This is a genomic window from Granulicella tundricola MP5ACTX9 (assembly GCF_000178975.2).
Taxonomy (GTDB): Bacteria; Acidobacteriota; Terriglobia; order Terriglobales; family Acidobacteriaceae; genus Edaphobacter; species Edaphobacter tundricola.
The window spans coordinates 3,721,650-3,747,042 of sequence record NC_015064.1; the positions used below are offsets into that span (position 1 = coordinate 3,721,650).

The window sequence follows — 25,393 nt, forward strand, 5'->3', positions numbered from 1 at the left end:
TTGTTTGGGTTGTAAAGCGTTAGAAGGTGATCTTCCCCGCGAACTGCAGTTGACGGGATGAGCCGGCATCGCCCACCTGGTTACGAGTCGCCGTAATCTGTCCGAACGTTCCAGTGGTGGCACCAGTCAGGTTGGGGTTAGCCAGGTTGACATGATTCAGCAGGTCGAACGAATCGAGACGAAGCACAAGGTTGACTGACTCCGCGATCTTCGTCGTCTTCTGCAAGGAAAGATCCGTGTCAGAGAAGTCGGGGCCGTTGAGTGCATTGCGGCTCAAATTCCCAAACCCGGTTGCCTGCGTATAGAAGGTGCAGCCAGCGGTCGGCGTCGTGCAGACTGAGCCTGTGATCCAGGGAATGTTCCCGCTTGTCAGGAGTGCGCCGCGGCCAGTGGAATACTTCCCAATCAGGGTCGGGCGAATATTTCCGCTACCCGTGTAGGAGGTATTCGAGGTCACAACGTTGATTGGGTTGTTCGACTGAACCTGAGTGATGTTCGCCAACAACCAGCCTTCCTTGAAGCGGTTGCCATGGAATGGCAGCGTCCAGACGCCGCTGAAGACAAAGTGATGGCGCGTATCGAAGTCTGAACGCCCGTAGTCCCCTGCGGGATTCGTGCTGTCCTGATGCCCGTTGGTGCCCAGCGAGTTATCGTCCAGCGACTTCGACAACGTGTAGCTTGCATTGAGATCTAGCCCGCCCCGCAGTTGTTTGCGTGCCGTCACCCAAAGCGCGTTGTAGTTAGACATTGACGCATTTGCAACCTGCGTAATGTTGCCCAACGATGCGCCCGGCCGAATCAGGCTTGCGGTGGAAAGAGCCGCGAATGGACGTACGTTGGTCGTAGGCGTTGGATGGTTGAACTGATTGATGTTGAGCGGATCGCGCAGGTGCCGACCTGAAGATCCGATGTAACCGACCTGCAGCACAGTTCCAAACCCGAGATCCTGCTGCAGGTTCAGGTTGTAGGACTCCATGTAAGCGTTTCTCAGATTCGGGCTGACAGCGCTCGGGGTAAGTCCGACCAATGCTGCCGCCGTGTACAGGCTACCAACGGCGAAGCCGCCTACGCCCGTAGAACTCGTGCCTCCAGTCAGACTGACAGGACTCGAGTTCGGTGGGTTACCCGCCAAACCAGATGCAACACCTTCGTTCGGTTGATCCGCCAGTATGCCGAACCCTCCGCGCAACACAGTCTTGCTGTTGCCGAGCAGATCGTATGTAAAGCCGACGCGAGGATCGTAGTTGTAGTTCTGGTTATACGGCTGGTTCACCTGCTGCAAAGTGTCGGAAGCGGCAAGGAAGTTCACGAATCGATGTGCGCCTTCCGTAAACGTTCCGTTCCACTCAAAGCGCAGACCGAGCTCAACAACCAGCCTTGGAGTCAGCTTCCAATTGTCCTGCACAAAGCCTGCCACCGAACTGTCGAAGATGCGGCTGACGACATTCGACGAGTTCGCACTGAAGGTATTTGCCAGTCCATTCGCAAAGTTAGCGGTCGTCGAAAACGCGATCGTTCCAGCGGTCTCAGAGAAGTTGTTCCCCTCGAACCGGCGAAACTCGCCGCCGACCTTGATCGAATGCTTGCCTTTCAAGATGTTCAACGTATCGGAGAAAACACCTGTAGTCACAAAGCGCCCTTGCGGAAATCCGGACGGACCACCAAAGTTCAAGCCAAGATCGGTCACAGAGATCTGAGGTAGACCTAGGGGAAGCGTAACTCCATTGTTGATTCCATAGGTGCTTGAATTCCCCAGGAAATTTTCATTGAACGAGATCGCAATACGGTTGAATCCGATGCGAGCCTCATTCACAATTGCTGGCGAAAAAACGTGAATCTCATTGATCGTACCGATCTGACGGTGAGCTCCGCGATGATCTCCGAAGCCAGCAATCGTGTTGCCCTGCAGGTTAGGCTCAGTGCGTGCATCCTGCTGCCATGCATAGTACAGATGAAGCGTGTCGGATTTCGAGATGTTATGGAATAGATCCCCACTGAACTGATCCGTCTTCACTGGTCCCGGGGCGGAGCCGCTCGCCGTCGCCACGGCCTGTCCTGCCGCGTTGGTCGATTGCGTGCCAACCGGGATGAGGTTGATGATTTGTGCATAGGCCGTACCGGCGGCGCTCGTTGCAAACGCTGCGCGTTGTGCTGTGGTGGGTACGTTGCTGGTCAGCAGAATCGCCTGCTTCTGACGAAGTCCTTCATAGCTGATGAAGAAGAACGTCTTGTCCTTGAGGATCGGGCCGCCCAGCGCTCCGCCGAAGTTGTTGCGATCGAGCTGGTTCTGGCGAGTACCCTTGCGGTTGAAGAAGTTACGCGCGTCAAAGTAGTTGTTGCGCAGATAGTCGAAGCCTTCACCGTGGAACTGATTCGTACCGGAGCGCGTCGAGACGTTGACGATCGAACCCGAGCTGCGCCCGTACTCCGCGCTGAACGTCGAGTTGATGATCTTGAACTCGGACGTCGTATTGATCGACGGCTGGAACGTGATCTGGTTCTGCGTCATGTCGTTCAGGTTGATGCCGTTGATCTGGAAGTTGTTCGAGTCTTCGCGAGCGCCGGCGGTCACAAACCCGTTCGAACCAAGGCCGCGGCTGGGAGCCGTCAGGCTTCCGTTGTTCGGCGGAACGACCGTGCCAGGAGTCAGATTCGTCAGATCCAGAAAATGGCGGCCATTCAAAGGAATCTGCTGCACGACTTCCCTGTCGATAACCTGTCCGACGGTCGAGGTCTGAGCCTCGATCACAGCCTGCGTGCTCTCAACCTGAACCGTTTCGGCTGACCCACCGACGGTGAGCTTCGCATTCACAGTTGCGCTTGCATTAACCTCAAGCGTCACCTGCTGCAGCGTGAAGGTGCTGAATCCCGGTGCAGTCACGGTGACGGTATAGCTGCCGGGCTGCAGCGAAGGCGCGTTGAAGTTACCCGAGCCATCGGTTACCGTCTTGCGTTCCGCGCCGGTCGCAATGCCGTGAATCAATACGGAAGCTCCCGGAACGGCAGCGCCGGTCGTATCGGTTACCGTGCCGGCGACGCTGGATGTGGATTGTGCGAACGCCACGCTGGCGCCCAGCACAAAGGGTGCGGAGAGAACTAAACCTCGAAACACAGATCGTGTGGATTTCATCTGAAACCTCCTGGAAGTGGTGGGTTCTGCTCGCCTCCTGTCACCCTGTAGTTCTGAACATCGGCCGGGCGTTACGGAAGCAGATTCACGGCTGGCACGTTCGTGCTGGCCGCAAAGGGCTTTTGAAGAATACCTCCACTTTACAGGAGAATGAATTGTTTGAGATATCAGATACCAAAATAGAGGCAATCTTCAGAACCGCCTGAGAAGGCCACACGGCAGCTACCTGGCGACCTTCTCCACCGCTGCCTGAACAAAACGTTGATATACCGCGACATACTTCAGTTGGATTCTCTCGTTATTCCCGTGCACACCCTCGTTCTCCGCAAAGGTGCGTGGCACACGAATGCCATAAGCATTCACACCCTTTGCCCGCAGAAATGCTGAATCCGTGGCGCCGGTACTCATGACCGGGATCGTGATTGCCTCCGGCAGGACGTCCTTCTGCGCTGCATCAAACGCTTCAAACATAGGAGTCCGGAGCGAACTGGCAGGAGCCGCAGGCATCGCGTCCGTTAGATCCGGCGGAACGATCGTGATGGAAGGGTCGTCGATGATCTTCGCCATCTGCGCGTAAAACGCCGGCATATTCTCATCGGGGAGCGCACGAATATCGATCTGCGCCTCAGCCTCTGAGGGGATCACGTTGCTCTTGAAGCCAGCCTTCAAGACAGTCGGAACCACGGACGTATGGAGCATCGAATAGAACTGCGGCATATCCTTGTGCAAGGTCATCTGGGTCTTCGGATCATTGAGGCTGCGGAAGAGCTTCGCATCGGCCGGTGTTGAGATTCCAGCCAACCGGGAGAAGAACTCCGTCGTCGTCTCGTTCAGGCGGACGGGCGTCTCCCAGGTTCCAAGCCGCGCAACAGCCTGCGCCAGATGCGTGACCGCATTATCCAGGACCGGCACCGAGGCGTGGCCGCTCTTCCCTTTAGCCACAAGCCGCACGCCGCGCGGCATCTTCTCTCCAGTGGCCACGCCGAGATAGGCGACTTTGCCATCCTTCACCTCGGCTGCACCGCCTTCGTTGATCGCGAACTCGCAGGCGACTTTGTCCCAGTAGCGCTCGACGATCGTATGCATTCCCGCAGCCGAATCCTGTTCCTCGCTGGCCTCCGCAAGAAAGATCACATCGCGGGTGAGGGTCTTGCCGCTCCGGTGTAGTTGCAGCATGGTCTCCAGATGCGCGGCGAGCGGGCTCTTATCGTCAGAGGCGCCCCGTCCGTAAAGCACACCGTCTCGGGTCTCCGCGCCGAATGGCTCGACCGTCCAATGAGCTCGATCGACCGGCACGACATCTTCATGGGCTAGAAGCAACACCGGCTTCTTCGAGCCATCTCCCTTGAGCCGTGCGACGAGGCTCGCCCGCCCAGGAACGGGTTCCAGCAACTCATAAGGAATTCCCTGCTGCTGAAAGACCTTGGCGATGTAGTTTGCAACTTTGGACTCGTCACCAGGGGGATTCCGCGTGTCGATGCGCACAAGATCCCTGAGAAAGCCGTTCATCTCTGCCGCGGAGGCATCTGCAGAAAGCATCCCTGCCTGCGGGGTCTGAGCGAAGGCCGCAGCGGAGATGCTGGCGCAACAAAGCGAGCGAAGCAGAAGTTGAAGCTTCATGGCGTGGGAGTCCTCGCCCTGAGCTTACTTGCCGGCGGCGGTTGGGACAAGGGAAGACATGAAACAGGCAACGCACGCACAAAAGCCCATCCTTTGGATGGGCTTGTTGTGTTGTTACATAGATTATGCCGGCGATCACCTAATCTCCCACACACTTACGCGTGCAGTACCATCGGCCCAACGAGGCTTAACTTCCGTGTTCGGGATGGGAACGGGTGTGACCCTCGCGGTAAACTCACCGGCAAAGCGTTGAACTCAAAGCTGATTGCTCAGCGATCGTTCACAACTGAATAGATTGGGTATTCCCAGACGTTTGTTACGTTGTTGCGTTATCCAAAAGGATATAACTACAAAGCTTGTTATTGAATGACTCTAGAACAATGTGGACTATTACGTTCATCACTGCGCAGAGTAAATTCTATGGACAAGCCGAACGGGCGATTAGTACTGGTAAGCTACACGTGTTACCACGCTTCAACCTCCAGCCTATCAACCAGGTGGTCTTCCTGGGCCCTTCATTTCCCTTTTGGGTTGGGAGATCTCATCTTAGAGCGTGCTTCCCGCTTATATGCATTCAGCGGTTATCACAACCGAACTTCGCTACCCAGCCGTGCCCTTGGCAGGACAACTGGAACACAAGAGGTTCGTCCATCCCGGTCCTCTCGTACTAAGGACAGCCCTCTTCAAATCTCCTACGCCCACAGCAGATAGAGACCGAACTGTCTCGCGACGTTCTGAACCCAGCTCACGTACCACTTTAATAGGCGAACAGCCTAACCCTTGGAACCTTCTACAGCTCCAGGATGTGATGAGCCGACATCGAGGTGCCAAACCGAAGCGTCGATATGAACTCTTGGCTTCGATCAGCCTGTTATCCCCGGCGTACCTTTTATCCGTTGAGCGATGGCCCTTCCATACAGAACCACCGGATCACTAAGGCCTGCTTTCGCATCTGCTCGACTTGTAGGTCTCGCAGTTAACCACACTTATGCCTTTGCACTCGACGGCCGATTTCCAAACGGCCTGAGTGTAGCTTCGCGCGCCTCCGTTACAATTTAGGAGGCGACCGCCCCAGTCAAACTACCCGTCTTACTATGTCCCTCTTCCAGATAATGGAAGCAGGTTAGATTCACAACAATCGCAGGGTGGTATCTCACCGTTGGCTCCACCAAACCCGAAAGTCTGGTCTCAAAGCCTCCCACCTATCCTGCGCAGCAATGGCCGTAAACCATAGTAAAAGTATAGTAAAGGTGCACGGGGTCTTTTCGTCTAGCTGCGGGTAACCGGCATCTTCACCGGTACTACAAGTTCGCCGAGCAACTCGTTAAGACAGTCGAACGATCGTTACTCCATTCGTGCAGGTCGGAACTTACCCGACAAGGAATTTCGCTACCTTAGGACCGTTATAGTTACGGCCGCCGTTCACCGGGGCTTCAATTCAAAGCTTCGCCTTGCGGCTAACCTCTCCTTTTAACCTTCCGGCACCGGGCAGGAGTCAGCCCCTATACGTCGTTTTTGACTTTGCAGAGACCTGTGTTTTTGTTAAACAGTCGCCGTTCGCGTTTCACTGCGGCCCACATTACTGTGGGCGACCCTTCTCCCGAAGTTACGGGTCTAATTTGCCGAGTTCCTTAACAAGCTTTCACTCGAGCGCCTTTGGATATTCTCCTCGTCTACCTGTGTCGGTTTGTGGTACGGTTCCCAATCTCTCTCCTTAGAGGTTTTTCTTGGCACCATGAAATCAGCTGCTTTCAGCCATTCGGCTTACTGCTTTACGCCTCACTGTTAAGCCTCTCCGGATTTGCCTAGAGAAACCAGCTTACGCGTATCGAACCCCATAGCCATAGGAGGTCCAGCTTATCCTTATGCGTCACCCCATCGTAATAACGAAAAATCGGGAGTTCCGGAATATTAACCGGATATCCATCGCTTACGCCTTTCGGCCTCAGCTTAGGGACCGACTAACCCTGAGCGGATTAACCTTCCTCAGGAAACCTTAGACTTTCGGCGTGAAGGGTTCTCACCTTCATTATCGCTACTTATGCCGGCAGGGTCTCTTCTCTAATGTCCACGTATCTTCCCAGTTACGCTTCATCCACGAGAGAATGCTCTCCTACCACGCAACCAATAAAGGTTGCATCCGCAGCTTCGGTATACAGTTTTAGCCCCGTTGTATTGTCGGCACCGGACCCCTTGACCAGTGAGCTATTACGCTTTCTTTAAAGGATGGCTGCTTCTAAGCCAACCTCCTGGCTGTCTGAGGGTTCCGACTTCCTTTCCCACTTAACTGTAATTTTGGGACCTTAGCTGGCGGTCTGGACTGTTTTCCTCTCGACTGTGAAGCTTAGCCCCCACAGTCTGACTGCCGTGCTGGTTGTGATCGGCATTCGAAGTTTGGTTGGATTCAGTAAGCCGGAAAGCCCCCTAGTCCATCCATGTCTCTACCACCGATCCAAATCACACGACGCTAGCCCTAAAGCTATTTCGGAGAGAACGAGCTATCACGGAATTTGATTAGCCTTTCACCCCTACCCTCAGCTCATCCGAGCTTTTTTCAACAAACACCGGTTCGGTCCTCCAGTGAGTGTTACCTCACCTTCAACCTGGCCAAGGGTAGATCATCCCGCTTCGCGTCTATTCCTGCCAACTTAACGCCCTATTCAGACTCGCTTTCGCTGCGGCTCGCTCACGCTTAACCTTGCTGACAAGAATAACTAGCCGGCTCATTATGCAATAGGCACGCGGTCAGACATTGCTCCGAAGAGCCATAGTCCTCCCACTGCTTGTAGGCACACGGTTTCAGGTACTTTTCACTCCCCTCAATGGGGTGCTTTTCGCCTTTCCCTCACGGTACTGGTTCACTATCGGTCAGAAACGAGTATTTAGCCTTACGGGATGGTCCCCGTGGATTCAAGCAGGGTTTCTCGTGCCCCGCCTTACTCAGGTACCTGCTTCGAGTCTGGATCACTTTCGCCTACGCGACTGTCACGCTCTTTGGTTCCCCTTTCCAGAGGACTCAGCTAGCGACCAGATTGGTAACTCTACTGTTGCAGGCCCTACAACCCCCGAACTACCTTAATAGTACGGGTTTGGGCTCATCCGATTTCGCTCGCCACTACTCTCGGAATCGAGGTTTCTTTCTTCTCCTGGAGGTACTGAGATGGTTCACTTCCCTCCGTTCGCTTCATCCAACCTATGTATTCAGTTGGTGATACCTGGGTTTTGCCCAGGTGGGTTTCCCCATTCGGAAATCTCCGGATCAACGCCTGTGTGCGGCTCCCCGAAGCTTATCGCAGCTTGCCACGTCCTTCATCGCCTGTTTCTGCCAAGGCATCCACCGTGCGCCCTTAGTAGCTTGACCATAGAATTTACTCCCACGCAGCAGTGATTCAACCACTACCACGCAAAGAGAATCGTAGTCTCTGTGTGTGTGTTGCATGTGTTAGTCCACATATTTCGCCGGAGCAGTCGATATAAGACTCAGCCCAACCTATTACTAGGCCAGACCTACTTATTCGCTGCTCGAATATTCTAAAGACACTCAATAACTGACAGCAGTTACTCACCAGATACAACCTGGAAAGCATGATTGCTGCTCAGCCTTGTAGTTATATTTACCCAATCTATTCAGTTGTCAAAAATCGTAGAGCAATTCGCATTCACTATTGCTAGTTGTGCGGCATTGCTATCGCGGCTCTAAGCCGGCTTGAGCGTTCAAGCTCAAGGTTCAACCAGTGCTTTGCACACAGGTTCAACCTGAAGCAGGAAGACTCCTACTTGTTACTCTTTTCCTTATCGAGAGGAGGATGGTGGAGCTGACCGGGATCGAACCGATGACATCCTGCTTGCAAAGCAGGCGCTCTCCCAACTGAGCTACAGCCCCATCGCTCTTCAGTATAACCGAAACTACTCAGTTTAGCCGAAGGAATGGTGGGCCTGGGTAGATTCGAACTACCGACCTCACCCTTATCAGGGGTGCGCTCTAACCAACTGAGCTACAGGCCCGGGGTAAGGCAGCTTTTAGCTTGCAACCCCCAGTCCCGAAGGACCGGAGGCGCACCGGCTAATCTTTCTCGAAAGGTTTCGAGGACACAGTTGAACATGCAGGACGGCTACGCCATCCGGGACCATCGTTGTTGACAGAGATCCCATTTCATTGGGATCAAAATGCAGAAAAGAGAAGGTTTAGTTCAGGCTCATCCGGTTCACCGAAGTGAGGTCCGAATGGTACTCGGTCAAGCTCTGGCTCGGTCGATCGTGAGATCGGTCCCGCCTGCATTCGCAGGGCGCTTCAAACTTACCGAGAGTGTTCTCTCTTAGAAAGGAGGTGATCCAGCCGCAGGTTCTCCTACGGCTACCTTGTTACGACTTCACCCCAATCATGAATTACACCTTGGGCGGCTGCTCCCTTGCGGTTAGCGCACCGACTTCTAGTGCAACCCACTTTCGTGATGTGACGGGCGGTGTGTACAAGGCCCGGGAACGTATTCACCGTGGCATGCTGATCCACGATTACTAGCGATTCCAGCTTCATGGAGTCGAGTTGCAGACTCCAATCCGAACTGAGGCCGGCTTTTTCCGATTAGCTCACCCTCGCGGGGTTGCAGCGGTTTGTACCGGCCATTGTAGCACGTGTGTAGCCCTGGACATAAAGGCCATGAGGACTTGACGTCATCCCCACCTTCCTCCCCGTTATCCGAGGCGGTTTCGTCAGAGTGCTCAACTAAATGGTAGCAACTGAAGATAAGGGTTGCGCTCGTTGCGGGACTTAACCCAACATCTCACGACACGAGCTGACGACAGCCATGCAGCACCTATACTAGTGTCTCTTGCGAGACGCCGACGTTTCTGCCGGATTCACTAGCATTTCGAGCCCAGGTAAGGTTCTTCGCGTTGCGTCGAATTAAACCACATGCTCCACCGCTTGTGCGGGCCCCCGTCAATTCCTTTGAGTTTCAGCCTTGCGACCGTACTCCCCAGGCGGATTGCTTATCGCGTTAGCTTCGGCACGGCAGGATTGGGTACCTGCCACACCAAGCAATCATCGTTTAGGGCTAGGACTACCAGGGTATCTAATCCTGTTTGCTCCCCTAGCTTTCGTGCATCAGCGTCAGTAAATGTCCAGTGAGCCGCTTTCGCCACAGGTGTTCCTTCCGATATCTACGCATTTCACCGCTACACCGGAAATTCCACTCACCTCTCCATTACTCAAGCCCAGTAGTTTCCCGTGCAGACTTCGGGTTGAGCCCGAAGATTTCACACGAGACTTGCTGAACCGCCTACGCACCCTTTACGCCCAATAATTCCGAACAACGCTTGCCCCCCTCGTATTACCGCGGCTGCTGGCACGAAGTTAGCCGGGGCTTCTTCTATGGGTACCGTCATTATCTTCCCCATCGAAAGGAGTTTACGTACCAAGATACTTCATCCTCCACGCGGCGTTGCTGCGTCAGGGTTTCCCCCATTGCGCAAAATTCCCCACTGCTGCCTCCCGTAGGAGTCTGGACCGTGTTTCAGTTCCAGTGTGTCCGTGCGCCCTCTCAGGCCGGATACAGATCATCGCCTTGGTGGGCCATTACCCCGCCAACTAGCTAATCTGCCGCGAACTCCTCTTCAAGCGCATTGCTGCTTTGACCCGTAGGTATTATGCGGTATTAGCTAAGATTTCTCTCAGTTATTCCCCACTCGAAGGTAGATCATTCACGTGTTACTCACCCGTGCGCCACTATACTCAGGACCGAAGTCCCTTTCTCGTTCGACTTGCATGTGTTAGGCACGCCGCCAGCGTTGATTCTGAGCCAGGATCAAACTCTCGTTTAATCTTGGTTTGCATGCTCTCCAACCACAGGGGTGGGGAGAGTTACCATGCGCCCCCGAACTCGAAAGTTCCGGAGGTTTATAACTAGTGAGAATGACTAAACCAAATTCCGCATCATCTCACGACTGGCATGTTCAACTATGTTGTCAAAGATCCGAACTCATCAGGCCTAAGCCGTGAGCTTTGGATCAAGGACCAACCGGGCATAAAGCCACAGTCCGTGTCCTCGAACTTGTATTGCGCTTTCGTCTCTTGGAGTCTTTCGACTGACTTGGGAGCCTGCCTACCGGAATCACATACTCAAGGTGTTCAACTCAACCCGTTTATGACTCGCTCAGCAGTTCGTGACGTTTACCGCGAACTTTCTAAGAGTATCAACCTTTCACTCTCGTGTCAACCTTTTCGCTTCTCTCTTCGTTTCACCGAAGAAGCTCAAGACCAACTCATCCACGCAGCACAAAAATATCAAAACACCGTAACGGCGATAACGCCGCAGAGCACTCAGCTCTTGCAATCGATAGAAGGCTCGATCAAACCCGGAAGAAGCAAAGGTAAAACCCTCACTGAATCCTATAAAACAGTGCTTGGGAGGATTCGGCCGGCCAAAACTAAAGGCTCAGACACCGCGATCAACGCTTGGACTGCGCTCCGTCGTCCCTCACTCTTTACAACCAGAGCCGAAGTGCGAAGCTTGTTTCCTTACTGCCTATTCAGAGTAGCGCATCATCCGGTTACTTGCAAGCTGAGCTTGCTAACGCGCTTCCGGCTGTACAACCAATCCCTGCAACTTCCCAAGAATAGCAACGATCCACAATTCACGCAAATATAAGCCCTGTTATAAACACCTTGAAATGGTTGAAAAGCTGTTTCGCCCCAGTAAAGACAGGCAAATCATGACGCCCGTCCACCGGAATTGCGAGGACACGCTAGAATCCTCCCCATGGAACCCAACGAAATCCAGGAGTTCTCCGAACACCTGAAGGAAGCAGGCGAGCACGGTGGCGAATCCCTCACCACCATCTCTCTCGCCATCTCCATCCTCGCCGTCCTCGTCGCCATGGTCACCGTTCTCGGCCACCGCACCCACACTGAGGCAGTCCTCCAGCAGGCCCGCGCCGCCGACCAATGGAACGAGTACCAGGCCAAAAAGATCCGCTCAGACAACACCCAGGTCGCCATCGACATGCTCCGCCTGCAGGCCAACCCCAACCAGGCCGCCGTCGAAAAGAAGATCGAGGACTACACCGCACACCTCGAAAAATGGAAGGAAGACCTCGCCGAAGAACAGAAGAAGGCCAAGGAGTTTGAAGCCGACGTCGTCCACGCCGAAGCCCAGGCCAGCCACTTCGATCTAGGCGAAGCCATGCTCCAGATCTCAGTCGTCCTCTGCTCCATCACGCTCTTCACGCGCCGGAAGCTCTACTTCTTCCTTGGCGTCAGCATCGGAGCCGTCGGCCTGCTCTTCGCAGCCTCGGCCTTCCTCATCCGCGCTTAGCCTGCTTAGTTATTGCGATCCATAATCTGGTCGTACTCAGACGGATCGATCTTCCAGCGCTCCGCCAGCGGTCCACGATCCGCGCTCGGCACCAGCAGTCGACCGTTCGCCAGCTTGATCACCGGCACAGGAGACGACTCCACCGGCCCGTTCACCCACAGCTTGGACGGGCTATCCGCCACAATCTTCAACTCAGACTCGGGCACAGGGGAGCTTGAATCGACAGGCAGATAGTTCCCCTCGTACACCACCATCCCATGGGCGTCCGTGACACGGCACCAGTTCACGCCTTGCTCGGAGTCCACGCGGCAGGCAATCCAGTTCCCCTTCGCCTCATTCGTATTGACGTCATACCCGGACTGCAGAAAATGGGCGTTCTCCGGCATGTCTTTCGGCAGGGAAGCCTGCATCGCAATACCCCCGTGGCGAACCGCCAGAACGACGGCGACCAGGGCTACGGCGAGCAGTAAAATTTTGCTGGTGAGTCGCATCAGATAAGACCTTCAGGTAGTCGGTATATCACAGAAGACTCCTGAACCCGCATGAAAGTTGCCTACGATGGTCTACGTCTTTTGTTCCCTATCCCATACCTGTTCTAACGTGCATACTTGGCGATTACACCCAGATCCACCAGCCCGTTGACGAAGTACTGCACCGCCAGCGCCACCAGCAGCAGACCCATCACCCGCACCAGGATGCGGATCCCCGTATCCCCCAGCGTCCTCGCCACACGGTCGGAGTTCCCCAGAACCAGGTAGCAGATCACCGCCGTCGTAAAGATCGCCGCCAAAATCACCGCGATCATCCCCCAATGCCCCTGCGTCTGCCCCACCAGCACCATCACGCTCGTGATCGAGCCCGGCCCGGCCAGCATTGGAATCCCCAGCGGCACGATTCCCGCGTCTTCCTTCGCCGCAGCAGCCTCGGTATCGCCGCCCGTCTCCTGCGTCGGAGACCGCTTCGCCTCCAGCATATCCAGCCCGATCAGCAGCAGAATAATCCCGCCTGCAATCTCGAACGCCGGCAGCGTGATCCCAAACAGCTTGAACAGCAGATGCCCCACCAGCGCAAACAGCGACAGCACCAGCCACGCCGTCACGCTCGCCTTCCACGCCATCCGCCTCCGCCGCTGCGGATCGGCCCCCGCAGTCACCGCCAGAAACGTCGGCAGTGCCGCAAACGGGTCCACCAGGAAGAAGATCGAGCTCAGCGCCAGCACGGAAAACCGCACATAAGCCGACTCCTGCAGACCCGCCAGCGTCACCTGCGTCGGCAGGTTTTCAGCGGCAGTCATCATCATGTGCAGGATCGGGGTCACACCCCATTCTTTCATGCCAAAACCACCCGCTCGGTCAATAAACCCGTACAAACACGGAGGAAAGGTCTCTGCTCACGCCGGTATAATCCCAGTCAGCGATTCAGGAGCGCGAACATGCCTTTACAGACCACCAAAAGCATCTGGCACAACGGAAATTTGATTCCGTGGGAAAACGCCAACATCCACGTCATGTCGCACGTCGTTCATTACGGCTCATCCATCTTTGAAGGTATCCGTGCCTACACCCAGCCCGGTGCCGCCGGAATCTTCCGCCTGCCGGAGCACATGCAGCGCTTCCGCGATTCAGGCCACATCTACCGCATGCCCCTCGGCTTCACCGTCGACGAGCTCTCCCAGGCCGTCATCGACGTCGTAGAAGCCAACGGCGTGGCTCCCTGCTACATCCGTCCCATTGCCTTCCGTGGCTACGGCGAGATCGGCGTCAACCCGCTCAAGTCGCCGGTTGAGGTCTACGTCGCCAACTTCCCCTGGGGCAAGTACGTCCCCGGCAATGAAGGCGCAAACGTCTGCATCTCAAGCTGGAATCGCTTGGCGCCAAACACCATGCCCACCCTCGCCAAGGCCGGCTCAAACTACATGAACTCGCAGCTCATCCGCATGGAGGCTGAGATCAACGGCTACGACGAGGGCATCGGCCTCGACGTAAACGGCCTCGTCTCAGAAGGCTCCGGCGAGAACCTCTTCCTGGTCCGTGGCGGCGTCCTCTACACCCCCGGCCTCGGCAGTTCGGTGTTGAACGGCATCACCCGCAGCTCCATCCTGACCCTCGCCAAGGACCTCGGCATCGACGTCGTCGAAGCCCCCATCCCGCGCGAGTTCATCTACATCGCGGACGAGGCTTTCTTCACCGGCACCGCCGCGGAGGTCACCCATCTCCGCTCCGTCGATCGCATCCTCATCGGCGATGGCACCATGGGCCCCGTCACCACCGCCATCCACGACGAGTTCTTCGCCATCGTCAACGGCAAGAAAGCCGACCGCCACAACTGGCTCACCCCGGTCAAGGTCAAGGTAGAAGAGCCCGTAGCCGTCTAACTACAGCTCACCAAATCACGACTGGGTGCCCCAGGTCTCGCTTCTGAGACCTGGGGTTTTTACATGGGCATCAAGCTAACGCCCCGCCCATGCCAACCCATCCGGCTCCATCCCCGCCTCAATCTTCCCCACCACCTGCATACTCGCCAGATCCACCACAACAACATCGTTATCCGGCGAGCACGATACATAAGCCCGCTTCCCATCCGGAGCCACCAGCACCCCCGCCGCACCCGTCCCGATCATCACCCGCTTCAGCACCTTCCGGCTCGCCACATCCACAAACGTCAGCTCCCCGGACTTCTCCCGAGAGATCAAGGCCATCCGATGATCCGGCGTGAACTTCAGCCTGTTCGCCGTCGGCACCCCCGCCTCGATCGTCGCCGTTACCTGCCCCGTCGCAAAGTCGATCACCGACACCGTCCCTTCCTTCGCATTCGCCACCCACACCGTCTGCGCATGCCCCTCCGCGTCCGGAATCACATCGAACCCCTCCGGCAGCCCACCGACCTTCACGATCCTCTGCTCCCAGTCCGGCACCGGCGCAGGATCATCGCCATGCATCGTCGTAGCCCCGGCCTTTGAAGGCGGCCCACCCGCCTTCTGCAGCGTGCCCACCGGATTGCGCGTGAAAAGATTCATAGTCCCCGACCCCACATTCACCGTCACAATCTCACTCGCATCCTTCGCCACCCAGAGCATATGGGTCCCGGTCTGCCCCGTCCCCATCAGCCAGTCCACACCCTCCGTCGCCGGATCGATCCTTCCGATCAGCTTCTCCCGCTCCGCCGTAAACCAGACCTTGCCATCCGCGAACGCCAGCCCATGCGGCCCCCAGATCGGCCCTAGTTCGATCACCTTCTCCACCCTCCGCCCCATCAGGTCGATCACCCGGATCGAGTGCAGCGATCCATTCCCATAGTTCGTCACCCACGCCGTCCGGCCGTCCGCAGAGGCAATCACCTCATGCGGATTCCCGCCCGTCGGCACCTTCGCCACCACCTTCAACGTCCCCGGATCGACCAGCGAAAGCATCTCGTCATGCTTCGCCAGCACCAGCAACATCGGCCCTGAAGCACTCTCCTGCGCACCCATCACTGGCACCATACCCCCCACCATCACCAACCCCGCAATCAGACCCTTCCAACGCATAACAGCAACCTCTCGCCTTCCGACGCCGCCGGCTCCCCGCAGGTTTTCTATAATGCAGAATGTCCTCCACAGAAACCCTCCTCACGCGCATGGCCACCCCCGCCGACGCCGTCCTCATCGCCCATCAGCGTCACCGCATGTTTGAAGACGCCGGCCAGCCCGACGCACCCGCCATGAAAGACATGGCCACCAACTTCGTCGAGTGGGTCCACCCCCGCCTCGCCGACGGCCGCTACCTCGGCTGGATCATTGAAGAAAACGGCGAGCCCATCGCCGGCGCAGGCATCTGGCTCATGGACTTCCCCCCGCACTGGATGGACGCCCAACCCATCCGCGCCTATCTCCTCAACTTCTACGTCAACCCCGAGCATCGCGGCCGTGGCCTCGCCAAACAACTCCTCGACGCCACCCTCGCCGAGACCCGCACCCGCGGCATCCAGGTCGTCTCGCTCCACGCCTCAAAGTTCGGCAAGCCCATCTACGCCAAAAACGGGTTCGAAGACACCAACGAGATGATGCTCCGAAACTCCTTCGATTAAAGTTCCATTTCGCCGCCAAAAGCGTAGCCTTGAACCATTCCCCTCCCGAGAAGTTTGGAAACCAGGACGAACAGGAGAAGCGCCATGAGTCCAGTCTGCCCCCGCTGCGATGGAAAAAGCTGCTCACGCGTTAAAAGGATAGGTTTTCTGCAGTCCTACATCCTCCCCCGCTCAACCTCTTCCCATGGGAGTGCGGCGACTGCCGCCACATCTTCAGCGCCAGAAAACGCGGCAAGTTCAAGCAGCACAGCTCCTCCAGCGAAGAAGCCGGCAACGCCTAACCCTCGTTCGTCTTCGGCGACCCCATGTCCATCGGCTTCTGCGGCGGCTCAAACGCCTTCGTGGTCAGCGTGTCATGCACATCGCCCTGAATCTCCCACCCCGGCAGCACCTGGGACCCCGTAATCAGCCGAGCCCCATCCGACAGCGCCACATACGTCCACGCCCACTGACGAAACACCGAGAACCGGTTCCTGAACCCAATCAAAAAGAAGATGTGGACCGACAACCACGTCATCCACGCCGGGAATCCGCTCCAATGCCCCTTGAACGGCCATTTGATATTCGCCACTGCGGCTGACCGGCCAATCGTCGCCATATCCCCCTTGTCGAAGTACCGGAACCCCTTCTTGTCCGCCGCCCCTTCAATCGCATGTCCAATCCGCTTCGCCGCGTAGGTCCCCATCTGCATCGCCGGCTGCGCCACCCCCGGAACCTGCTTGCCGTCCTGCATCACATGCGCCAGGTCGCCGCACACAAACACCTCCGGCATCCCCTTCGGATTCAGGAACTGATCCACCATCACCAGCCCCTTGTTATCCGTCTCCACGCCCAACAGCTTGCCCAGAGGCGAAGCCTGCACTCCCGCCGCCCAAAGCGTGCAGACGGAGTCGATCCGTTCATCCTCCACCATCACATAGCCCGGCTGCACATCGGTCACCCGAGCCCCCGTCCGCACCTTGACTCCCAGCTCCCGCAACTGCTCGAGCGCCTTCTCCTGCAAATCATCCGGATAAGCCGCCAGAATATGCGGCGACCCCTCCAAAATCATCACCTGCGCGCTCGATGGATCGATATGCCGGAAGTCCCGCGCCATATACAGCTTCGCAATATCCGAGATGGCCCCCGCCAGCTCCACCCCCGTCGGCCCCCCGCCGATCACCACAAAATTCAACGCCGGATGCGACCCCACCTCCAGCGTCTGCCGCTCCGCAAGCTCAAACGCCAGCAGCACCCGCCGCCGAATCTCGATCGCATCCTCCACCGTCTTCAAACCCGGAGCAGTCGCAGCCCACTTGTCGTTGCCAAAGTAGGAGTGAGTCGAACCGCTCGCCACGATCAGGTAGTCATACTCAAGCTCAGACCCCGTCTTCAGCTTCACCCGCCGCTCCGTCGTGTCGAACCCCACCACCTCGTCCATCAGCACTTCAATATTCTTCATGTCCCGCACAATCGACCGGATCGGCTGCGCGATATCCGCCGGCGAAAGCACAGCCAGCGCCACCTGGTACAGCAGCGGCTGAAACGTATGGTGATTCCGCCGGTCCACGATCGTCACATCCACCGGCAGATGAGCCAGTCCCTGCGCCGCCGTCAGCCCGCCAAATCCAGCCCCCACCACCACAACCCGCTTCCGCACATGACCACCCATCGCCGCTGCAACTGCCATCAGACGCACTCCTTGATTCGTTTCTCACCCCATTGGATGCGCCAGACCGCCCTTCGCTCTTTGAAATCCCCCTCCGGCTTCACGAGCACACCAATTCAAGGCGTACTCTTCGCATCCGCCGTAGCCTCCGCCTGAGTCCCCACCGTCATCACCAGCTTCGTCTCTGTAGCCGTCCCCGCAACCGTCATCGGCATGACACTCACCATCCCGGAAGCGCTTGAAACCAACGTCTTGGCAGAGGAAGCCAGCACCGGAGCCGCCGGGCAACGCCCATGCACCGGACACGCCACCGTCATCGCACTCACCGTCTGCGAGATCGTCACCGCCGCCCCCGCCACCGCGTTCCCCGCCAGGTCCGTCACCTGCATCACCACCGGCACAAACCCCGCACCGCCGCTCACAGCCTGCGCCCCGCCACTCATCACGTTCAGCACCAGCCCGCTCGAAGCCACCCCTACCGCCCCAAACGAAACACACTGCGTCCCCCACGCACACACCTTCGCCGTCCCCGTCACACCCACCCCCAGCGGCCCAAACACCACCTGCGCCTGCACCATCCCCGCCCCATCCGTCACCCCGCTCATCCCACCCGGCAGAGTCGCCCCGTTCCCCGTCCAAGTCACCCCGATTCCACCCGCCGCATCCCCATTGATCGTAGCCAGCGCCCCCACATTCGCCGCAAAGCTCGTCCCCTGAGCCACAAACAGCGAAGGCGTCGTAGCCGCAAGCTTGTACACATTCGCCACCACCACCAACCCCGCTGAAACCGGTTGAGCCCCCGTACTAGCATCCGCCGCAGCCGTCAGCGTCACCGCCCCCGGCGCAACCCCCACCAACGCACTCGAAGCCATGCCACCCGCATCCGTCACCAGGCTGCACACCGCCGCCCCACACGCCGCAAACTGCGCCTGCCCCGCGCCACTTGCACTAAACGTAACCCCAACCCCAACCACCGGAGTCTTCCCATCCGCCAGTAGCACCCTAACCGCCAGCGGCGAGACGGTCGTAGCCCCCACATAAACATTCGCTGCAGGCGCACCCATCACCACCATCAGATCCGGCTTCGGGACAGCCTTGAAGCTCGCCTGCACCATCCCCTCAGCCACCGCACTCGCCGTGGCCGTCACCGTCATCATCCCCACCGCGTTCGGCGTTACAGTCGTCGACGCAACCCCACCCGCATCGCTCGTCACCGCACACGTAGCCGCCCCGCAGGCCCCCAGCACCGCACTCCCACTTGTAACCGTGAACGTTACAATCTGCCCCTTATCCGCAGTCACCCCATCCCCAAGCGTCAACTTCACCCCAAACGCCGCAGCCATCGCATCCCCCACATATCCCTGCCCGCTCGGCGCACTCACCACCGTCACACTGTCCGGAGCCCGCACAGCCATGAAGCTCGCCGTCTGCGTCACCCCGCCACTCACCGCGCTCAACACCACCGCCCCCGCACTGGCAGGCGTCACCCCGCTCGAAACCATCCCCGCAGCATCCGTATCCAGCACGCAACTTGCCGCGCCGCAAACACTCAACTTCCCATTCGCGGTCGTCAGCGTCACCGAAGCCCCCGCCACCACCCGCACCCCATCGCTCAACAGCAACTGCACCCCAAACGTCCCCGCAGCATTCCCCGCCACCGCACCATCCGCTGGCACGCTCAGCACCTTCAACACATGAGGCTGCTGCGCCCCTGCAACAAAGCTGGCCCCCTGCGTCACTGCCCCATCCGCCGCCAGCAGCCCAACCAACCCCACCGCACTCGGAATCACCCCCGTCGACACCATCCCACTCCCATCCGTCACCAGCGAGCACGTCGCCGCCCCACAAGCCGTCAACATAGCCACCCCTTGCGTCACAGAAAGCACCACCGTCTTCCCCGCCATCCCGCCCGACCCATCCCCCGCCAGCACCTGCACCCCAAACACCACCGCAGCCGGATCACCCACCGGCGACCCCGCCCCCGGCACACTCAACACCTTCACCACATCCGGCCTGGGAGCCGCCACAAACCCATATGCCTGCTGCAAACTCCCATCCGTAGCCGTCAACCGAACCATCCCCACCACCCCCGGCGTAACCCCCGTCTGCGCCACCCCACTCGCATCCGTCATCACCGTACAAGTCGAGCCCCCACAAGCCGTCAAAGTCGCACCAACTCCCACAAACGTCACCGCCTGCCCTGCATGAGGCGTCACTCCATCCGCCAACATCTGCCGCACACTGAAGCTCGCAGCCGCCACGCTCCCCACAATCGACCCATCCGCCGGCCCACCCACCAACACCATCACATCCGGCTTCGTTACCGCCGTAAAGCTCGCACTCTGCACAATCGCACCCTCCGCCGCCGAAAGCGTAATCGTCCCCGCCCCCAACGGCGTCACGCCCGTCGACACCATCCCATTCCCATCCGTCACCAGCACGCACGGAACAACCCCACAAGCCGAAAGCTGCGCCGCCCCACTCACCACCGCCAACGTAATCTGCTTCCCCACCGCCGCCGTCACCCCATCCTCCAGCATCACCTGCACACCCAGCGGCACACCCGCCACATCCCCCACAAACGCCCCATTCGCCGGAGCCGTCACAATCCGCAAAACATCCGGCTTGGCAACCGCCCCAAAGCTAGCCGTCGCATTCACCGGCCCATCCGCCGCCGACAACGTCACATTCCCCACTCCCAGCGGAGTCACCGCGCTGCTCACCATTCCATTCCCATCCGTCACCAGCGTGCAGCTCACCGCATTCCCACACCGCCCAAACCCCGCCGACCCATTTGTAACCGAAAAGGTCACACTCTTCCCCGCAGCCGGCGTAACCCCATCCCCACCCAGCACCTGCACCACAAACGGGGTTGCCGCAACATCCCCCACATACCCCCCAGACGCCGGAGCCGACACAACCTTGACCACATCCGGCAGCACCGCCGTAAACGCATCGCTCACATACACCGCGCCATCCGCCGCCAGCACGCTCGTCGCCCCCGCGCTCAGCGCCGTAACCGTCGTCGAAGCCATCCCCATCGCATCCGTCACCGCCGTACAAGGAGCCCCATTGCATAGCCCGAACGACACACTCCCCCCCGTCACCGCGAACGTCACCGTCCGCCCCACCGCCGGCGTCACGCCATCCGGCCCCAGCACCTGCACCGCAAACACCGGACTCGCCGCATAAGAACTCATCATCGACCCCGCCGGCCCGCTCACCACCCGCATCACATCCGGCCGCATCGTCGTAGAAAACGTCATCGTCTGCGTCACCACCCCATCCGCAGCCATCACAGACACGCTCCCCGCCGCCGTCGCGACCCCGCTCACCCCCGCCTTGCCACTCCCATCCGTCACCACGCTGCACACAGCCGAACCACACCCCGAAAACACAAAAGAACCATTCGTAACCGAAAAGGTTACAGTTCTCCCGGCAGCCGGGGTAACCCCATTCGACCCCAGCACCTGCACCACAAACGCCTCCGCATCGCCCGTCAGCGTCCCCGCTCCCGGCGACGCAATCACGCTCATCACATCCGTAGTCCCCACCACGGAAAACGTCGCGCTTTGCGTAAGCGTCCCAAACGTAGCACTGATCGTAATCGGCCCAGGCCGGTTGGGAATAAAACTCGCACCTGTAATCCCGTTGCTGTCCGTGACCAGCGAGCAAGCCGGCCGATCGCGATCGCACTCCGCAATCGTTCCCGCCTCTGATGGTCCGGCAAACGCAACATACGTTCCAGTCATCGGCGTGACTCCATCCGCCTGCAGCATCTGCACGCTGAACGGCACATTCGTCGCCGAACCCACCCTCTGCGCCCCCAGCGGCACTCTCACCAGCCGCATCGTCGGCGCCGGCACCGCGAACGTCACCGTGTACGTCTGCTTCACCGCCCCATACGCGATGGTGATCCCATACGTCCCCGCCTGCGTGGCCATCATCGACGTCCCCACGTACCCCCCCAGATCCGTCGTCAACGCACACACCGAGCCCCCACACACCTGGAACAACAGCCCCGCCGGCGCGCTGTAGATCACCTGCTCAAACGGGTCCGGCGTTACTCCATCCCCCTGCAGAAGCTGCGCACTCAGCCGAACCCCCCACTGATTCAGAGGATTCGTGCCCGTCGGCCCGCTCCCCAGCTTCATCACGTCGCTGACGTTCACCGCCTGCAGACTCACACTCTGCGTCAGATCCCCATCCTTCGCCTGGAGAGTAATCGTTCCCGTCGCCGTAGCCGTCACGTTGATCCGCGCCGTCCCCGTATTGTCCGCCGTCACCACGCACTGCGCCGCGTTGCACCCACTCAAGGTAGCCGCCCCCCCCGTCACGGAAAACGTAATCGGCCGATTCCCGGACCAGCCCCCACCCCCATTCACAGCCTGCACCGCAAACGGCATCTGCGACGCGCTCCCCACCGTCACGCTCGCCCCCGGCGTACTCACCACGTTCAACGCAGCATCCTGTGCCACCGCCGTAAACCCCGCACTCTGCACCAGCGCCGCCCCCGTCGTCTGGGCCGCCGTAGCCGTCATCGTCACCGCACCCGCGCTCTGCGGCGTCACTGCGGTCGAAGCCAATCCATTCGCATCCGTCGCCACGCTGCAACTCGAACCACCGCAAGCCCCGTACCTCACCGTCCCCGCACTCGTCCCAAACACCACCGTCTGCCCCGCCACCGGCGTCACGCCATCTCCAGCCACCACCTGCACCGCAAACGGCACGCTGGTCGCATCCCCGTCGTATACGCTGCCCGCCTGCGCCGTCACCAGCTTCATCTGGTTCGGTGCAATAGCCTGATACACCAGCGCACCCGTCATCGTGCTCACAGCCCCCGTAGAAAGGTCCGCGACCACCACATCCACGCCCGTCCCACCCGTCGCATTCACCGCAGCCATCGCCGGCACAGACACCGCAATCGCATTAGCCCCCGCACTCACCACCGGCACCGCAACTCCATTCACCGTCACCTGGTTCCCCTGCCGAAACCCCGTGCCACTGATCGTCACCGTCCCACCCGCGTCCGGCACCGTGGCCGGCGACAGACTATCCGCATAAAACACCCGAGCCTGGTACCCAAAGTCCGGCCGCCCCGCGCCCCGTTGATCCGCAATCCCCACCCGCACCTGCGTCAGCGCCCCGGTCGACGCCAGCAGCGTCGTCGTCCCCAGCCCCCTCGCCTGAAACGCACTCGGAGCAGAAGCCACCGAAGGCAGCGCACCCGCCCCATCCCCCGGCGCAAACACCCCGATCACCGGCATCGCCTTCACCGTCGTCGCATAGCCCTGCTCATCCAGCGCCGTCACCTCCACCGTCAGCGTCCGACCCGGCTGCACCGCCAGGCTCCCATACGCGGCATGACCTTGCCCGCACAGCAGACCGTTCCACCACCCCGTAGCCGCCACCGGCACCGGCGCGAAGGCGGTCCCATCCATCCCCGTCCCGCACTGGGCCGCGGCGTCGCCGATCGTGAAACTCTCCAGCGCCGTTCCGCCCTCATACGCAAACGCCGCTGTCTGGATCGCCACAGACCCAGAAGGACTCACACTGCCCGCCGCAAACGGCTGCAGGCTATAAGGCCCAAAGTAAAGCGGGTTCACCGCCTCGGTCGAAATCACCAGGTCCTGCCAGATCGCGCCCGTCTGCACCGGAATATAGGCAACGGAATAATTTCCCAAAGCGCCCTGGTCGCTCGTCCCCTGGCTCCCCTGCACGCTCGGATCCGCCGCCACAAACGGTGAAAGATTATTCGTCTTGAACATCCCCCCACTCACTCCCGACCCCTCGTACCAACCCTCCTGCACACCCTGCGGACTCTTCCGCCGCACCAGCATATTCACCCCCGCCATCCCCTGCCCCGTCGGAAACGAGATCGTCCCGGCGACACCCTGCGCCGTCTGATAGCTCGCCTGCTTACCAGTCCCTGGAGTCCCGGTCACCGGGTAAAGCAGCACCAGTGAAGCGATATCGTCCGGCCGCAGCGTAAACGGATTCGGCAGGCACTGATACGTGTACGCCCCGCAGATAATGTCGATCGGATGCATGATCGGCCAGTTCAACGCCTGGTTATAAGTAGGCGTCGGAGCACCCATCAGCACGTTGTCGTTCGTCTGCGACCACGCCACCCCCAGCACCCGCCCAAACACACGCTCCAGTTGATACTGCATCTGCAACTGAAGCTGCGGAGCCGCACCCGTGCATCGCCCGTTCAGCACGATGATCGCGTGCTGGATATACCCCACCGGATCGAAGCGGTCCACGCTCTCCGTCACCCCGTTCTGCCGGCAACTACTCGGGCTGCTCGCACCCGCGCCCAGCAGCATATCCGTCACAGACCCATCCGTGTCGTAGATCACCGCAATCGGCACCGAGCCATAGTTCGTGCTCTGCACGTCCGCCGGAAACACCATCCCACCCGGCCCCAGGTAAGCATTCCCACTGCTCACATGCTCCGCCAGCGAGCCCCCATTGCTCAACGCAATATTCGCCACCGCAACATTGCTCCACACCCCCGCCGCAGAGGCCACCAGAGCATCCGCCGCCTGGTGATTCACCGCCGCGCTCAGCCCGCCCGGGTCCGTGTAGTAAAGAACGTTACTTTGCGCCCAAGGGATCGGACGCCCTTCATTCAAAAAGTACGGCCGCCCCGTCACATAACGCGGCCCACTCCCCAGCCCAGCCTGGGTCCAGACCAGCAAGCTCAGGATCACCAAAAGCCATGTGCAAGTGCGCTTCAAACATGGACAAGTGCGCTTCAAAAAAGTCCCTCAGTGTTGACCTGCCAGCAGCACCAGCACCGAGCTCAGGCTCGGCTCCGTCGTGCTGCCAGGACCGCCCGGCGGCATAGGCGCAATCGGTCCTACCCAATCACTTATCGGCTGAAACGGCGTTCCCGTAACCGGCACCCACGAAGCCGTCACCTGCGCCTGCACCGCGTTCCCGGAGGCAGCACTCGTCCCGCTCCCAATCCCCCGCGTAACCCGCGCCCGAATCCATCTCAAATCCACCAGCCCACCCGCCTCATCCACTCCCGTATCCGCCGGCACCACCCCATTCCGCATCAGCGGAGGAGCCACATTCGCCACCACCGGAATCGCCCCATCCATCCCATTCACCGGCGCACTCATCCCACCCGCACCCTTCGCCGTCAGCAGCATCAGCAACCTCTGCCCCACCCGATACCGCTCCGTCTGCCCCACCCAAAGCCCCGCCCACTCCCGAACCGTGTACGTCCCGCCTGTGTCACACCCGCGCACTGCCTGATCCACCCGGAAGGCTACATCCACATACCCATTCCCATCCGCACGGGTAACCGACACCACCTGCCCCGCAAAGATCACCCCCGCCTGGTTCGCCATCCCCAGCAGCACCCCCTCCACTGTCCCCGCCGGCACATCGAGCCCACCCGCCTGTCCTGAAGCAGCCTGTCCGAAACCCACCCCGCCCGCGAGCGCCAGAAAGCCCATCAGAACCAACCGCAGCGTCCACCGTTTCAAGCTCAAATTCAACAAGGGTAAAATTCCTCCGTACCCCTGTTTTCGTCAATGCATTCGCGCTTTTCCTACACTGCGTCAACCTGGAACACCGCTCCCGCACCAAGGTAATGACGCA

The 25,393-nt window shown here is 59.2% G+C and carries 12 protein-coding genes, 2 tRNA genes and 3 rRNA genes; 4 read left to right on the forward strand and 13 right to left on the reverse strand.

Annotation, left to right across the window (positions count from 1 at the left end):
* Positions 1 to 19: 19 nt before the first annotated feature.
* The 7 genes from ACIX9_RS16175 to ACIX9_RS16205 all read right to left on the reverse strand — a co-directional run bounded on the left by ACIX9_RS16175 (position 20) and on the right by ACIX9_RS16205 (position 10,570).
* A complete protein-coding gene (locus ACIX9_RS16175; RefSeq protein WP_013581568.1) occupies positions 20 to 3,130 on the reverse strand; it encodes a TonB-dependent receptor in 3,111 nt (1,036 codons plus the stop codon).
* Positions 3,131 to 3,352: 222 nt separating this feature from the next.
* Complete coding sequence (locus ACIX9_RS16180; protein WP_013581569.1) at positions 3,353 to 4,750, reverse strand: M20/M25/M40 family metallo-hydrolase; 1,398 nt, start codon at positions 4,748 to 4,750, stop codon at positions 3,353 to 3,355.
* A gap of 126 nt (positions 4,751 to 4,876) precedes the next feature.
* A 5S ribosomal RNA gene (gene rrf / locus ACIX9_RS16185) occupies positions 4,877 to 4,993 on the reverse strand.
* Positions 4,994 to 5,170: 177 nt separating this feature from the next.
* Positions 5,171 to 8,111: ribosomal RNA gene (locus ACIX9_RS16190) — 23S ribosomal RNA — on the reverse strand.
* Positions 8,112 to 8,557: 446 nt separating this feature from the next.
* Positions 8,558 to 8,633 (reverse strand) — tRNA-Ala (locus tag ACIX9_RS16195).
* Between the two features lie 45 nt (positions 8,634 to 8,678).
* Positions 8,679 to 8,755, reverse strand: a tRNA-Ile gene (locus tag ACIX9_RS16200).
* Positions 8,756 to 9,070: 315 nt separating this feature from the next.
* Positions 9,071 to 10,570 (reverse strand): 16S ribosomal RNA (locus tag ACIX9_RS16205).
* Together the 16S, 23S and 5S rRNA genes with 2 tRNA genes alongside form the textbook arrangement of a ribosomal RNA operon.
* 323 nt (positions 10,571 to 10,893) lie before the next feature.
* Between ACIX9_RS16205 and ACIX9_RS26505 the strand changes: the two genes are divergently transcribed.
* Together ACIX9_RS26505 and ACIX9_RS16210 are read left to right on the forward strand one after the other, a co-directional pair.
* Positions 10,894 to 11,397 (forward strand): hypothetical protein, encoded by a 504-nt coding sequence (locus ACIX9_RS26505; protein WP_198152112.1) that lies wholly within the window; start codon positions 10,894 to 10,896, stop codon positions 11,395 to 11,397.
* A gap of 111 nt (positions 11,398 to 11,508) precedes the next feature.
* Positions 11,509 to 12,063: a DUF4337 domain-containing protein gene (locus ACIX9_RS16210; RefSeq protein ID WP_013581571.1), complete on the forward strand. Its 555-nt coding sequence runs from the start codon at positions 11,509 to 11,511 to the stop codon at positions 12,061 to 12,063.
* Positions 12,064 to 12,068: 5 nt separating this feature from the next.
* On the opposite strand, the gene ACIX9_RS16215 is transcribed toward ACIX9_RS16210, so the two are convergent.
* Both ACIX9_RS16215 and ACIX9_RS16220 read right to left on the reverse strand, forming a co-directional pair.
* On the reverse strand, positions 12,069 to 12,554 hold the full coding sequence (locus ACIX9_RS16215; RefSeq protein WP_013581572.1) for a hypothetical protein: 486 nt from the start codon (positions 12,552 to 12,554) through the stop codon (positions 12,069 to 12,071).
* 104 nt (positions 12,555 to 12,658) lie between these two features.
* A complete protein-coding gene (locus ACIX9_RS16220) occupies positions 12,659 to 13,381 on the reverse strand; it encodes a MarC family protein (RefSeq protein WP_232298734.1) in 723 nt (240 codons plus the stop codon).
* A 114-nt stretch (positions 13,382 to 13,495) separates the two neighbouring features.
* On the opposite strand from ACIX9_RS16220, the gene ACIX9_RS16225 reads away from it, so the two are divergent.
* Positions 13,496 to 14,437, forward strand: coding sequence for a branched-chain amino acid transaminase (locus ACIX9_RS16225; RefSeq protein WP_013581574.1), 942 nt, complete (start codon positions 13,496 to 13,498; stop codon positions 14,435 to 14,437).
* Between the two features lie 75 nt (positions 14,438 to 14,512).
* Here ACIX9_RS16225 and ACIX9_RS16230 read toward each other — a convergent pair whose 3' ends face one another.
* Positions 14,513 to 15,589, reverse strand: a complete 1,077-nt coding sequence (locus ACIX9_RS16230; protein ID WP_013581575.1) for a YncE family protein — start codon at positions 15,587 to 15,589, stop codon at positions 14,513 to 14,515.
* A gap of 59 nt (positions 15,590 to 15,648) precedes the next feature.
* Between ACIX9_RS16230 and ACIX9_RS16235 the strand changes: the two genes are divergently transcribed.
* A complete protein-coding gene (locus ACIX9_RS16235) occupies positions 15,649 to 16,128 on the forward strand; it encodes a GNAT family N-acetyltransferase (RefSeq protein WP_013581576.1) in 480 nt (159 codons plus the stop codon).
* 277 nt (positions 16,129 to 16,405) lie between these two features.
* Here the strand turns inward: ACIX9_RS16235 and ACIX9_RS16240 are convergent, their stop codons facing one another.
* The 3 genes from ACIX9_RS16240 to ACIX9_RS16250 all read right to left on the reverse strand — a co-directional run bounded on the left by ACIX9_RS16240 (position 16,406) and on the right by ACIX9_RS16250 (position 25,284).
* Positions 16,406 to 17,797: an NAD(P)/FAD-dependent oxidoreductase gene (locus ACIX9_RS16240; protein ID WP_013581577.1), complete on the reverse strand. Its 1,392-nt coding sequence runs from the start codon at positions 17,795 to 17,797 to the stop codon at positions 16,406 to 16,408.
* 95 nt (positions 17,798 to 17,892) lie between these two features.
* Entirely contained in the window at positions 17,893 to 24,492 is a 6,600-nt protein-coding gene (locus ACIX9_RS16245) for a beta strand repeat-containing protein (RefSeq protein WP_198152113.1), read from the reverse strand.
* 57 nt (positions 24,493 to 24,549) lie between these two features.
* Positions 24,550 to 25,284, reverse strand: coding sequence for a hypothetical protein (locus ACIX9_RS16250; RefSeq protein ID WP_198152114.1), 735 nt, complete (start codon positions 25,282 to 25,284; stop codon positions 24,550 to 24,552).
* Positions 25,285 to 25,393 lie beyond the last annotated feature (109 nt).

What these genes read in the sequence shown, in the direction of transcription:
- ACIX9_RS16175 (WP_013581568.1), bottom strand. Translation starts at nt 3,130, where the DNA reads ATGAAATCCACACGATCTGTGTTTCGAGGTTTAGTTCTCTCCGCACCC.
- ACIX9_RS16225 (WP_013581574.1), top strand. Translation starts at nt 13,496, where the DNA reads ATGCCTTTACAGACCACCAAAAGCATCTGGCACAACGGAAATTTGATT.
- ACIX9_RS16240 (WP_013581577.1), bottom strand. Translation starts at nt 17,797, where the DNA reads ATGGCAGTTGCAGCGGCGATGGGTGGTCATGTGCGGAAGCGGGTTGTG.
- ACIX9_RS16235 (WP_013581576.1), top strand. Translation starts at nt 15,649, where the DNA reads ATGTCCTCCACAGAAACCCTCCTCACGCGCATGGCCACCCCCGCCGAC.
- ACIX9_RS16230 (WP_013581575.1), bottom strand. Translation starts at nt 15,589, where the DNA reads ATGCGTTGGAAGGGTCTGATTGCGGGGTTGGTGATGGTGGGGGGTATG.
- ACIX9_RS26505 (WP_198152112.1), top strand. Translation starts at nt 10,894, where the DNA reads ATGACTCGCTCAGCAGTTCGTGACGTTTACCGCGAACTTTCTAAGAGT.
- ACIX9_RS16210 (WP_013581571.1), top strand. Translation starts at nt 11,509, where the DNA reads ATGGAACCCAACGAAATCCAGGAGTTCTCCGAACACCTGAAGGAAGCA.
- ACIX9_RS16180 (WP_013581569.1), bottom strand. Translation starts at nt 4,750, where the DNA reads ATGAAGCTTCAACTTCTGCTTCGCTCGCTTTGTTGCGCCAGCATCTCC.
- ACIX9_RS16215 (WP_013581572.1), bottom strand. Translation starts at nt 12,554, where the DNA reads ATGCGACTCACCAGCAAAATTTTACTGCTCGCCGTAGCCCTGGTCGCC.